This is a genomic window from Stenotrophomonas sp. STEN087 (assembly GCF_056759115.1).
Genome location: NZ_JBRRCR010000108.1, coordinates 1 through 11,480, shown reverse-complemented (window position 1 = coordinate 11,480; position 11,480 = coordinate 1). Strand labels below are relative to the sequence as shown.

Sequence of the window (11,480 nt, the reverse complement as noted above, 5' to 3'; positions counted from 1 at the left end):
GGGTTTACGGCGTCCCCCTCAACCGGACCCACCCCGCCAACCCACGGAAAGCCAGCTTTTGAAGTTGACGTTGCCGTGGCTTGAAGCAGGTGCAGGGCTGCAAGCCCTGCAAACAAAAAAACCTACTTTGCAGCAGCGATCTGCTGTTCGATGTCGGTGGCGGTGACCGGCCCCAGGAACGTGTGCGCGACCTTGCCGTTCGGATCGATCAGGTGCGTCAGCGGCAGTCCGCGCGGGATCGCGAAGTCGGCCGGCGGGTCGAACGGATCGACCACCACGATCGGATAGGTCACCGGGTGCTTGGCCAGGAACGCCTGCATCTCCGGCGTCTCGATGTCCTCGTAGGCCAGGCCCACCACTTCGATGTTGCTGCGCATCGCGTGCAGCGCCGACAGCTCCGGCATCTCCTTGCGGCACGGTGCACACCAGGTCGCCCAGAAGTTCACCACCACCCACTTGCCACGGTGCGCGGCCAGGTCGTAGTCGCTGCCGTCGATGGCCTTCATCTTCAGGGTCGGGAACTCGGCCGTGGTGCGCTCGGCCGGGTTCTCATCCGCACCCTCCGCCGTCGCCGGAGCCGCGGGCGTCGGTGCCTGGGCGGGCGGTGCGCTGCTGGCCGGGGCCGGTTCCTGCGCGGGCTTGCAGGCGGCCAGGGCCAGCAACAGAGCCAGCGGCAGGGCCTTCAACAGGGGCGTGCGGATCATGGGGTATCTCCGTAATCAGGATAGATGTCGCTGACGCGGCGCTTGAGGCGCTCGCGCAGCGGCAGGCGAAGTTCGTCCAGGGCGGCCAACGCGGCCTGGCCCAGGCTGTCATCGCGGTACGGCAGATGCTGCTCGGACACCGGGATGCGCAGCTGGGTGCATTCGTAGAGGTCGCCCACGCTGACCTGGTCCAGGTCGCGCGCCAGCAGCCATTCGCCGCGCTCATCCCGGCGCAGCAGGCCGATGTCCTGCAGGTTGCAGGCCAGGTCCTGCAGCAGCGAATCGGTCAGCATCGGCTCCAGCCGCAGGATCTCATCGTCGGCCAGGCCACGGCCCTTGCCGCGCGCGTAATGGAAGCGTCCGAGCAGGCGCAGCAGGCCGTAGAACTCGAAGCCCTGCGGCAGGCGCAGTTCCACCGGCTGGTAGCGGAAGGCGGCCATGGACGAGGCCAGCGACGCACCCAGCAGCACCGCCACCCAGCACAGGTAGATCCACAGCAGCAGGATCGGCACGAAGGCGACCGTGCCATAGAGCTTCTGGTAGGACTGGAAGCTGCCCAGGTAGGCACCGATGCCCCACTTGATCAGTTCCAGCAGCACCGCCGCCAGCACCGCGCCGGGAATCGCATGCCGCCACTTCACCGTGTGGTGCGGCACCACACGGAACATCAGCATGATGCAGACGAACTCGATCAGCACCGGCGCCAGCCGCAGCGACAGGTCGGCCAGCCAGCGGCCCTCCTGGGTGCCGAACAGCGGCATCGCGAACACCCGCGCCGACACCGCCAGCGAAGCGGCCGCGAGCATCGCGCCGAGGGTCAGCACGGTCCAGTAGACGAGGAAGCGGGTCAGCTTGGGCCGTGTGCTGCCCACGCGCCAGATCTGGTTGAAGGTTTCCTCGACGCTGTTGAGGGTGATCAGCAGCGAGACGACCAGGGCAATGAAGCCGGCGGCGGTGAGCTGGCCGGCACTGGCCGAGAACTGCCGCAGGTAGCCTTCGGCCGCGCGCGCGGCGCTGGGCACGAAGTTGGAGAACACGTAGTCGCTGAGCTGGTCGCTCCAGCGGTCGAACACCGGGAACGCCGACAGCACCCCGAACACCACGATCGCCAGCGGCACCAGCGCGAACACGGTGGTGTAGGCCAGCGCCGCCGCTGCCTGGAACAGGCGGTCGTCGAGGAAGCGGCGCCACAGGAAGCGGCCGAAGCTGGCGGCCCGTGCGCGATCCCGCGCGCGCTCCATCCACAGGTTGAGCGTATCCAGAGGTTCCATCGGCGCAAGGGTACCCGATGCGGAATCGATGCAGGATAGCCATACTGGCATCCACACGATGAGGAGACCTGCACGCGATGGGCGAGATTCTGGTGCTGTACTACAGCCGGGGCGGTTCGGTGGCACGGCTGGCGCGCCAGATCGCGCGGGGCATCGGCGAGGTGCCGGGCATGACCGCGCGCCTGCGCACGGTGCCGCCGGTGGCCGCGGTGACCCAGACCGCGCAGCCGCCGGTACCCGATGACGGCGCGCCCTACGTGAACGTGCAGGACCTGGCCGAGTGCCAGGGCGTGCTGCTGGGCAGCCCCACCCGCTTCGGCAACATGGCCGCGCCGGTCAAGCATTTCCTCGATGGGCTGGGCGCCGAGTGGGTCAATGGCACCCTCGCCGGCAAGCCGGCCGGCGTGTTCACCTCCACCGCCTCGATGCACGGCGGCCAGGAATCGACGCTGCTGTCGATGCAGGTGCCGCTGCTGCACCACGGCTGCCTGATCGTCGGCATCCCCTTCACCGAGCCGGCGCTGAGCCACACCACCAGCGGCGGTACGCCGTATGGCGCCAGCCACGTGGCCGGTGCCGCCGACGACCCGCAGCCGACCGACGACGAGGCCGTGCTGGCCCGCGCGCTGGGCCGCCGTGTGGCCGACTTCGCACAGCGGCTGGCCCGATGAACACCGCGCCGCGCACGGTCCTGCTGCTCGCCCTGCTGGGGCTGGCGGCGCTGTACGTAGGCTGGTTCATCAATGACAAGCACTGGCTGGCCACCCAGCTGGTGTTCACCGCGCCGCCGCTGGCGCTGGCCATCGCCCTGCGCCTGGGCTGGCGCAAGGCCGGGTTCTGGGCCTCGGTGCTGGCCCTGGGCTGGTTCAGCCACGGGGTGATGAGCGCCTGGAGCCACCCCGAGACCCGCTGGCTGGCGCTGATCGAGATCGGCCTGGCCCTGCTGGTGATCTTCGCCGCCAGCCTGCCAGGGCTGCGCGCCCGCTTCAGCAAGCGACGCTGACGCTGCGGCCGCCGGGCCTTATCATCTGTGTTCCCGGCCCCGCGCCGCTGTACCTGTCCTGGTTTCGCGCATGCACATGATGGAAGAGCTCCTGGTCGTCACCACCGGTGGCACGATCGACAAGATCTACTTCGACGACAAGTCGGACTACCAGATCGGTGATCCGCAGATCGGCATGATCCTGCGGGAGCTGGGGGTGACCTTCCGCTTCAACGTCATTCCGATCCTGCGCAAGGATTCGCTGCACATCAACGATGACGACCGCGAGCTGATCCGCGCGACCATCGCCGCGCAGGCGACCCGCCACGTGCTGGTTACCCACGGCACCGATTCGATGGTGCAGACCGGCCAGGTGCTGGCGACGATCCCGGACAAGACCATCGTGATGACCGGTGCGCTGAGCCCGGCCCGCTTCCGTGGTTCGGATGCGGAGTTCAACATCGGCTGTGCGATCGGTGCAGTGCAGTCGCTGCCCACCGGCGTGTACATCGCGATGAACGGCCGCATCTTCGACCCGCAGCACGTGCGCAAGAACGTGGCGGCGAACCGCTTCGAGTCGGTCTGAAGAACCCGTAGTGCCAAAAAAACACCCCGGCCGAAGCCGGGGCGTGCCCTTGGAGAGGGACTTGGGCTCAGTACTGGGCGTTGAGGCTGACGCCCGAGAAGGTGCTGTACCCCTTCACCCGGACGTGCCAGGTGCCGGCGGCGGGGTTGTTGATGGTGCAGGTTTCGTTGTTGCCGCTCAGGTACGGGCGGCAGGTGTAGGTCGTGTCGGTCGGGGCGCTGCCCTGGCGCACGTACAGGTCGGCATCACCGCTGCCGCCACTGATCGCCACGCGCAGCTGTGAACGGCCGGCCGGCACCTGCACCGTGTAGCTGAGCGAGGCACCGCTGGCCGCGCCCAGGCCGGTCACCGGGACGTTGTTCTGCAGCACCGTGCCACCCGGGTTCGGGTTGGTGCCGCCGCCGGTGCCGTTGATGGCCGCGGTGACCGCCGCATCGGCATCGATGATGCCCGCGCCGCAGCCGCCCGAGCAGGCGCCCGGCAGTGCACGCGCAGTGCTCTTGATGATGCTTTCCACCTGCGCCGGGCTCAGCGGCGAGGGCGCCACCGACTGCATCAACGCCACGACGCCGGCCACGTGCGGTGCCGCCATCGAGGTGCCGTTGTAGGACGCGTAGGTCGCGCTGGCCGGCACCGTGGTGCCGGTGTTGAGGGTCGAGAGAATGTTCGCGCCCGGCGCGGAGATGTCGATGCCGGTGCCGTAGTTGGAGAAGCTGGCCTTGGCGCCGGCCGAGGTCACCGCAGCGACCGCCACGACGTTGGCGCAATTGGCCGGTACCGAGGTGGAGACATTGGACGACTCGTTGCCGGCGGCCACCACCACGGTGGTGCCACGGCCGACCGCGCCGTTGATGGCGTTCTGGTAGGTGGTCGAACAGGTGCCGCCGCCACCGAGCGACATGTTGATGACCTCGGCCGGGTTGGCATTGGCCGGCACGCCGCTGACCGTGCCACCCGAGGCCCAGGTGATGGCATCGACGATGTCGGAGGTGTAGCCGCCGCACTTGCCGAGCACGCGCACCGGCACGACCTTGGCGTTGAAGGCAGTACCGGCCACGCCGGTGCTGTTGTTGGTCACCGCGGCGATGGTGCCGGCCACGTGGGTACCGTGCCAGCTGGAGTCGGACGCGGGGTAGCCGGCGCCGCACTCGTTGGCGGCGTACCAGTCACCTTCGTCGTTCGGGTTGTTGTCGCGGCCACCGCCATCGCGTGCCATCGCGGCATCGCTGATGAAGTCGTAGCCGGGCAGGATGTTGGCGTTCAGGTCCGGGTGGCTGGTGATGCCGGTATCGATGACGGCCACGACCACGCCGGTGCCGGTGGCCTTGTCCCAGGCCGGGCGCACGTTGATCGAGGCGTTGGAGGTGCCGAAGCCCCACTGCTCGCTGAGGCGGGCGTCGTTGGGGGTCAGCGTGGCACGCATGATCTGGTCGACTTCCACGTACTCGACGTTCGGATCAGCGGCGAGCTTGCGCATCAGCAGCTCGGATTCGGCCTGGTCCAGCGCGCGGTCGGAGCGCACCACACTCGGACCGGTGGCCAGGCGGCGGACCTGCTGCAGGCCGAGGGCGCGACCCTGGGCGCTGGGCAGGCCGGCGGCGGCGGTCTTCAGCGACGAGGCCAGTGCGGTGGTGTTGGCCACCAGCTGGTTGCCGTCCTTGAACTTGACGATGAACTGCTGGTGCACCGGCGCGGACTTCAACCCGCTGAGCTGGACATCGCCAGCGAAGGCCGGGGCGGCCAGCAGCAGGGAGGTGACGACGGAAGCACTGAGAACCACCCACGACTTGCGCAGGCGCGGTTGCGAAACCTGGGACATCGGAATTTCCCTTTCTAGTGGTGTGAATGCCGGAATCGGCAGAAGCACCGGCCCGAGCGCGCGATGGAGGTGTGCACGCATGGCTCGAAGTCCGGTCAGTCAGCGGATTCCCCTGCGACCCGCCGTACTGTTGACGCTAATGACCTGAAACGGACTCCACAAGATTTTCAGCGTCTTTTCAGTAACGTGAAATGTCTGATCTGAGACGTTTTGGGTGTAGGGTTTGTGAAGGTGAAGGAACTTTCACGTCACCTCGACAGACATGAACAGGACTTTGAGCGTCCACCCATGTCTTTGCCGACATCGGCAGGCAGCCTGCCGGAGATGGTTGCTGAAACGCAGAAAGCCCGTCGCGGGGACGGGCTTTCCGGGTATTGCAGTCGAGCATGGCTCGACTCTACAGGGAGCGTAAGACCTGGTGCGGGCGATCAGCCCAGCTTGACCAGCCAGTTGTGGCGGTCCGGCTGGCGGCCGTACTGGATGTCGGTCAGTTCCTTGCGCAGTGACATGGTCACTTCGCCGGCCGGGGCGTTGATGTCGCCCACCGAGAAGCCTTCGCCCTTGAGCTGGCCGATCGGAGTGACCACCGCGGCGGTACCGCAGGCGAACACTTCGGCGATGTCACCGGAGGCCACGCCGTTCTTCCACTCGTCGATGGTGACCTTGCGCTCTTCGACCTTCATGCCGCGGTCGCGGGCCAGCTGCAGGATGCTCTCGCGGGTGATGCCCTCGAGGATGCTGCCGGACAGTTCCGGGGTGACCAGGGTGCCGTCCTTGTAGACCAGGAAGACGTTCATGCCGCCCAGTTCTTCCAGGTACTTGCCTTCGACCGGATCCAGGAACAGCACCTGCGAGCAGCCCTGTGCCTGCGCCTTCTGCTGCGGCAGCAGCGAGGCGGCGTAGTTGCCACCGCACTTGGCCGCGCCGGTGCCGCCCTTGGCGGCACGCGCGTATTCGGTGGACAGCCAGATCGACACCGGGGCGACGCCCTTGGCGAAGTACGGGCCGGCCGGGCTGGCGATGACGTAGTAGCCGGCCTTGTGCGCGCCGCGCACGCCGAGGAAGGCTTCGTCGCCGATCATGAACGGACGGAAGTACAGGCTGGACTCATCGGCCGACGGCACCCAGGCGCTGTCCAGCGCGATCAGCTGCTTCAGCGATTCGACGAAGATCTCCACCGGCAGTTCCGGCAGCGCCAGGCGCTGCGCCGAACGCTGCAGGCGGCGGCCGTTGGCATCCGGGCGGAAGGTCCAGATCGAACCATCGGCGTGGCGGTAGGCCTTGATGCCTTCGAAGATTTCCTGGCCGTAGTGCAGGACGGCCGCGGCCGGGTCCAGCTGCAGCGGACCATAGGCACGCACGTTGGCGTTGTGCCAGCCGGTGTCCTTGTCCCAGCGCACTTCCACCATGTGATCGGTGAAGTGCAGGCCGAAGCCCGGCTTCTTCAGGATCTGGGCGCGCTCTTCAGCGCTGCGCGGGTGGTCCGAACGGGTGACGGCGAAGCTGGGAATGGACTGGGACACCGGAGGATTCCTGTTCTGGTTGCGGGTAGTGCCGGACCCGCCATGCGGCGGGCCGTGGGTCAAAGCATGCCGGTTTCGAGCCGGGCGGCCTCGGACATCATGTGCTGGTTCCACGGCGGGTCGAACACCAGTTCGACATCGGCCTGGGCCACGGTCGGGACCATCTCGAGCTTGCTGCGCACGTCGTCGACGAGGATGTCGCCCATGCCGCAGCCGGGCGCGGTCAGGGTCATCTTCACGTCGATCTCGCGCTGGCCCTCGTCCAGATGCTTGATCTCGACTTCATAGACCAGGCCCAGTTCGACGATGTTGACCGGAATTTCCGGGTCGAAGCAGGTGCGAAGCTGCTGCCACACCAGCTGTTCCACCTGTTCATCGGTGGCGTCGGCGGGCAGTTCCAGCGGCGCCGGGGCCTCCTTGCCGATGGCGTCGCCGTCCTTGCCGGCGATGCGGAACAGGTTGCCTTCGACGAACACCGAATAGCTGCCGCCCAATGCCTGGGTGATATAGCCATAGCTGCCGGCGGGCAGGGTCACGGTGTCGCCCTGCGGGACCATCACGGCCTCGCAATCGCGTTCGAAGTGGACAGGTTCGCTGCTACGGGAATACATGGGGACCGATATGGGGCCGCGGCCGAAGCCACGCAAGACGGCATTCTAGCCCAGCCGCCCTGCCCCCGCCGGTGCACTGCGGCAAACCACAGTATCCTGTGGGTGTCCTTCAGGAAGCTTCGATGTCCTCCAATGCCGCGCGTGCCAGGACCGTCACCTGGCTTTGGCCCTTCATGTTGCTGCTGGGCCTGGTTGTCGCTCCGATGGTCTGGGTGCTGCTGGCCCTGATGACCGGTCGCCAGGTCGGCTGGATGGCGGTGCTGACCGCCCTGGAACTCACGTTCATGCTGCGCCTGGGCACGCTGGGCCCGGGCCGCCTGCGCATCGCGCTGGTGGTGCTGGGCACGGTGCTGGTGAGCGCGGTGGCCTACTGGTGCATCGCCAGCGCCTGGATGGGCGGTTCGATCGGCCTGAACCCGATGGATGCCGCGCTGCGGATGGGCCCGCACCTGGCCTGGACCCTGACCAGCCTGGCCAACGGCGCGGTTGAATGGATCTGGCTGGCCGTGGCCGTGGTCGTCGGCGCCTGGCTGGCGCGCTGATCCACATCACATGGGGTCGGATCCCTTTCCGCAGGAAAGGGCTCTGACCCACGTTCGGGATCTGGGGTCAGAGCCCTTTCCTGCGGAAAGGGATCCGACCCCGCTCCTCAATGCCCGCCGTCGAGCGCCTTCAGTTCGCTCACCAGCGAGGCCGCGGCCTCGGCGCCATCGCCGTACAGCATGCGGGTGTTGTCGGCATAGAACAGCGCATTCTCGATGCCGGCAAAGCCGGTGCCCTTGCCGCGCTTGATCACCACCACGTTGCGGGCGTTGACCACGTCCAGCACCGGCATGCCGTAGATCGGGCTGGCCGGGTCGGTGCGTGCCACCGGGTTGACCACGTCGTTGGCACCGATCACCAGTACCACGTCGGTGTTGGCGAACTCGGGGTTGATGTCGTCCATGTCGGCGATCAGGTCGTAGGGCACACCCGCTTCGGCCAGCAGCACGTTCATGTGCCCGGGCATGCGACCCGCCACCGGGTGGATGGCGAACTTCACCTTCACCCCGCGCTGGCCCAGACGCTGCGCCAGCTCCCAGATCTTGTGCTGGGCCTGGGCCACGGCCATGCCGTAGCCGGGCACGATCACCACGCGCTCGGCGAAGGCCATCATCGCCGCCACGTCGGCCGCTTCGATCGGCTTCTGCGAGCCGGTGATCGCCTGCGCTTCGCCACCGGCGCCAGCGCCGAAGTTGGAGAACAGCACGTTGCTGATCGGCCGGTTCATCGCCTTGGCCATCAGCCGCGTCAGCAGGATGCCAGCCGCGCCGACCATCATGCCGGCGATGATCAGCGCCTCGTTGCCCAGCACGTAGCCTTCGAAGGACACGGCCAGGCCGGTGAAGGCGTTGTACAGCGAGATCACCACCGGCATGTCGGCGCCGCCGATGGGCAGAGTCATCAGCACGCCCAGGGCCAGCGCCAGCACGAAGAAGGCGACGATGGACCAGGTGCTGAGCGTGCTGGCGGCGATGATCGCCAGCACCACCACGGCCAGCGCCACCAGCAGGTTCAGCGCCTGCTGGCCGGGCCAGGTGACGCGCTTGTCCAGGCGCCCGTCGAGCTTGGCCCAGGCGATGACCGAACCGGACAGCGACACCGCGCCGATGGCCGCGCCGACCACCGCCAGCAGCAGCATGGTGGCCGAGGGCTGGCGCGCGGCCAGGTCGGCCAGCGCCTGCGCGCTCCAGTGGCTGGTATCGCGGTTGGCCAGGAACGCATAGCGCAGCAGTTCCACCGCGCCGATGGCCGCGGCCGAGCCACCGCCCATGCCGTTGTAGAGCGCCACCATCTGCGGCATGTCGGTGATGGCGACCTTGCCGGCCGACCACCAGGCCAGGCTGGCGCCCAGCAGCAGCGCCACCAGGATCAGCGGCACGTTGTGCAGTTCGGGCAGGAAGAAGGTGGCCACGGTGGCCAGCAGCATGCCCAGCCCGGCCCAGCGGATGCCGCTGCGCGCGGTCAGCGGCGAGGCCATGCGCTGCAGGCCGAGCAGGAACAGGGTGGCGGCCACCAGGTAGCTGGCCTTGACCAGCCAATCGAGCAGTTCGACGGTGCTGATGTTCAAGCCTGCGGCTCCTTCGGTTCGTCCTTGCCACCCTTGGGTGCGCTCGGCTTGAACATTTCCAGCATGCGCGCGGTGACCACGTAGCCACCGGCGGCGTTGCCGGCGCCCAGCACCACGGCGAGGAAGCCCAGGGCTTTCTCCAGCGGTGTCTGCGCGTGGCCCAGCACCACCATCGCGCCGATCAGCACGATGCCGTGGATGAAGTTGGAACCCGACATCAGCGGGGTATGCAGGATGACCGGCACCCGCGAAATGATCACGTGGCCCGCGATTGCGGCCAGCATGAAGATGTACAGCGCCACGAACCCGTCACTCATCGGCAACGCCTCCCGCTCTGTCTTCGTCGCCCCATCATAACCACGGGCTGAACCCGACGCGTACTCCGGTCAACCAAAGCCGCGCTCACGCGTTGTCGATGGTGACCCCGAGCGAGGAACCGTACCCTGTGCTGGTGAGCAGCCCCCTCCCCCCGACCGCTGACGCCGATGCCCTGCCGGCATCGCTGGACGCGTTCCTGGCCAGCGTCGGCCCGCGCGCCTTCCGCTTCGCCGAGGCCGGCCTGCGCCAGCGCGAGGATGCGCTGGACGCGGTACAGGATGCCCTGCTGCGCATGCTGGACTACGCCGACAAGCCGGCCGCCGAATGGGCGCCGCTGTTCTGGAGCATCCTGCGCAGGCGGGTGATCGACCTGCAGCGCCGGCGCCGCTTCCGCCTGCCGTTCTGGCGCGACAACCACGATGCCGACGGTGCCGACATCGACTGGGCCGACCCCGGCCCGGACCCGGCGCAGGCGCACGAGCAGCGCCAGCAGTACCAGCAGCTGGTGCAGGCGCTGCGCACCCTGCCCGCCCGCCAGCGCGAAGCCTTCACCCTGCGCGTGCTGCAGGACCTGGACGGGGCCACCACCGCCCGCGCCATGGGCTGCAGCGAAGGCGCGGTAAAGACCCATCTGGCACGCGCCCGACAGGCGCTGCAGGATTACCTGGAGAACCACCCGTGAACCGCTCTCTGCCTTCCGATGACGCCCTGCGCAGCCTGCACGCGCAGTCGCTGCAGTCGCTGTCGCCGGCCACCCTGGCGCGCCTGCGCCAGGCCCGCCATGGCGCGCATGCGGCGCACCGGGGCCGCTGGCGCTGGTGGCTGGCCAGTGCCTGTTCGCTGGTGATGGCTCTGGGCATCGGCGTGCAGTTCACCGGCCCGGCCCCGGCACCGACGGTGGCCGCGGTGGAAGACAACAGCGCGCTGTACGACGAGAATCCCGACATGTACCTGTGGCTGGGCGACACCGACCTGGCGATGGAGTGAGAACCATGATGCGACGCCCCACCCTGCCCCTGCTGTTCGCCCTGATCCTGCTGCCGGCCGCGCCGCTGCTGGCACAGACGACTGCGCCTGCGCCTGCGCCCGCCGCGAGCGCCGCGCTGCCGAACTGGGAACAGCTCAGCCCGGCCCAGCGCGAAGCGCTGCTGGCGCCGCTGCGTGACCGCTGGAACGGCGCCGATGCCGGCCAGCGCCAGCGCATGCTCTCGCACGGCCAGCGCTGGCAGTCGATGAGCCCGGAAGAACGCGACAAGGCCCGCCGCGGCCTGCGCCGCTTCGAGCACATGAGCCCGGAGCAGCGTGAGCAGGCGCGCGCGCTGTTCGGCCAGATGCGCACGCTGAGCCCGGCCCAGCGCGATGCACTGCGCGAGCGCTGGACGGACATGACGCCGGAACAGCGCAAGGAATGGGTGCGGGAGAATCCGCCGCCGGCGAAGCCGCGGTAAACCTTCCCGGGATCGGGGTCAGAGCCCATTTCTTGGGCAAAGGGACCCCCCCCCAGGCCCCCCGGGCAAACGGGGAAAAAACCAATTAGGCAACAAAAGGAGATGGAC

General features: G+C 68.1%; 14 protein-coding genes. 7 read left to right on the top strand and 7 right to left on the bottom strand.

What is annotated here, in order from left to right; all coding sequences use genetic code 11:
• Nucleotides 1-122: 122 nt before the first annotated feature.
• Nucleotides 123-704: a TlpA family protein disulfide reductase gene (locus ACVOK1_RS18785; RefSeq protein ID WP_481562907.1), complete on the bottom strand. Its 582-nt coding sequence runs from the start codon at nucleotides 702-704 to the stop codon at nucleotides 123-125.
• Nucleotides 701-1,975: a YihY family inner membrane protein gene (locus ACVOK1_RS18780; protein ID WP_406232872.1), complete on the bottom strand. Its 1,275-nt coding sequence runs from the start codon at nucleotides 1,973-1,975 to the stop codon at nucleotides 701-703. Before ACVOK1_RS18780 ends, ACVOK1_RS18785 begins: the two co-directional genes overlap by 4 nt.
• A 77-nt stretch (nucleotides 1,976-2,052) precedes the next feature.
• Between ACVOK1_RS18780 and wrbA the strand changes: the two genes are divergently transcribed.
• From wrbA to ACVOK1_RS18765, 3 genes are all read left to right on the top strand, one after another.
• On the top strand, nucleotides 2,053-2,646 hold the full coding sequence (gene wrbA / locus ACVOK1_RS18775; RefSeq protein WP_481562906.1) for an NAD(P)H:quinone oxidoreductase: 594 nt from the start codon (nucleotides 2,053-2,055) through the stop codon (nucleotides 2,644-2,646).
• A complete protein-coding gene (locus ACVOK1_RS18770) occupies nucleotides 2,643-2,978 on the top strand; it encodes a DUF2069 domain-containing protein (RefSeq protein WP_108767830.1) in 336 nt (111 codons plus the stop codon). The genes wrbA and ACVOK1_RS18770 overlap by 4 nt, the downstream gene beginning before the upstream one ends.
• Before the next feature lie 79 nt (nucleotides 2,979-3,057).
• Nucleotides 3,058-3,543 carry an asparaginase domain-containing protein gene (locus tag ACVOK1_RS18765; protein ID WP_079220726.1) on the top strand — a complete coding sequence of 162 codons (486 nt, stop codon included), beginning with the start codon at nucleotides 3,058-3,060 and terminating at the stop codon, nucleotides 3,541-3,543.
• Nucleotides 3,544-3,610: 67 nt separating this feature from the next.
• Here the strand turns inward: ACVOK1_RS18765 and ACVOK1_RS18760 are convergent, their stop codons facing one another.
• The 3 genes from ACVOK1_RS18760 to sufT all read right to left on the bottom strand — a co-directional run bounded on the left by ACVOK1_RS18760 (nucleotide 3,611) and on the right by sufT (nucleotide 7,496).
• Entirely contained in the window at nucleotides 3,611-5,362 is a 1,752-nt protein-coding gene (locus tag ACVOK1_RS18760) for a S8 family peptidase (protein ID WP_481562905.1), read from the bottom strand.
• Between the two features lie 428 nt (nucleotides 5,363-5,790).
• The gene (locus ACVOK1_RS18755; RefSeq protein ID WP_481562904.1) at nucleotides 5,791-6,885 is read right to left on the bottom strand and encodes a branched-chain amino acid aminotransferase; all 1,095 of its coding nucleotides are present in this window, start codon (nucleotides 6,883-6,885) and stop codon (nucleotides 5,791-5,793) included.
• Between the two features lie 59 nt (nucleotides 6,886-6,944).
• Nucleotides 6,945-7,496 carry a putative Fe-S cluster assembly protein SufT gene (sufT, locus tag ACVOK1_RS18750; protein ID WP_108767828.1) on the bottom strand — a complete coding sequence of 184 codons (552 nt, stop codon included), beginning with the start codon at nucleotides 7,494-7,496 and terminating at the stop codon, nucleotides 6,945-6,947.
• A 122-nt stretch (nucleotides 7,497-7,618) separates the two neighbouring features.
• Between sufT and ACVOK1_RS18745 the strand changes: the two genes are divergently transcribed.
• Nucleotides 7,619-8,038 (top strand): hypothetical protein, encoded by a 420-nt coding sequence (locus ACVOK1_RS18745; RefSeq protein ID WP_108767827.1) that lies wholly within the window; start codon nucleotides 7,619-7,621, stop codon nucleotides 8,036-8,038.
• 107 nt (nucleotides 8,039-8,145) lie between these two features.
• On the opposite strand, the gene ACVOK1_RS18740 is transcribed toward ACVOK1_RS18745, so the two are convergent.
• Complete coding sequence (locus ACVOK1_RS18740; protein WP_481562903.1) at nucleotides 8,146-9,606, bottom strand: NAD(P)(+) transhydrogenase (Re/Si-specific) subunit beta; 1,461 nt, start codon at nucleotides 9,604-9,606, stop codon at nucleotides 8,146-8,148.
• Nucleotides 9,603-9,923, bottom strand: a complete 321-nt coding sequence (locus tag ACVOK1_RS18735) for an NAD(P) transhydrogenase subunit alpha part 2 (protein ID WP_005408173.1) — start codon at nucleotides 9,921-9,923, stop codon at nucleotides 9,603-9,605. Before ACVOK1_RS18735 ends, ACVOK1_RS18740 begins: the two co-directional genes overlap by 4 nt.
• A gap of 98 nt (nucleotides 9,924-10,021) precedes the next feature.
• Here ACVOK1_RS18735 and ACVOK1_RS18730 point away from each other — a divergent pair, with 98 nt between their 5' ends.
• The 3 genes from ACVOK1_RS18730 to ACVOK1_RS18720 are packed head-to-tail and all read left to right on the top strand — an operon-like array spanning nucleotide 10,022 to nucleotide 11,372.
• Nucleotides 10,022-10,606, top strand: a complete 585-nt coding sequence (locus ACVOK1_RS18730; RefSeq protein ID WP_406232879.1) for an RNA polymerase sigma factor — start codon at nucleotides 10,022-10,024, stop codon at nucleotides 10,604-10,606.
• Nucleotides 10,603-10,911, top strand: a complete 309-nt coding sequence (locus ACVOK1_RS18725) for a hypothetical protein (protein ID WP_481562902.1) — start codon at nucleotides 10,603-10,605, stop codon at nucleotides 10,909-10,911. The genes ACVOK1_RS18730 and ACVOK1_RS18725 overlap by 4 nt, the downstream gene beginning before the upstream one ends.
• Before the next feature lie 5 nt (nucleotides 10,912-10,916).
• Nucleotides 10,917-11,372: a DUF3106 domain-containing protein gene (locus ACVOK1_RS18720; protein ID WP_481562901.1), complete on the top strand. Its 456-nt coding sequence runs from the start codon at nucleotides 10,917-10,919 to the stop codon at nucleotides 11,370-11,372.
• The last annotated feature ends 108 nt before the right edge of the window (nucleotides 11,373-11,480 follow it).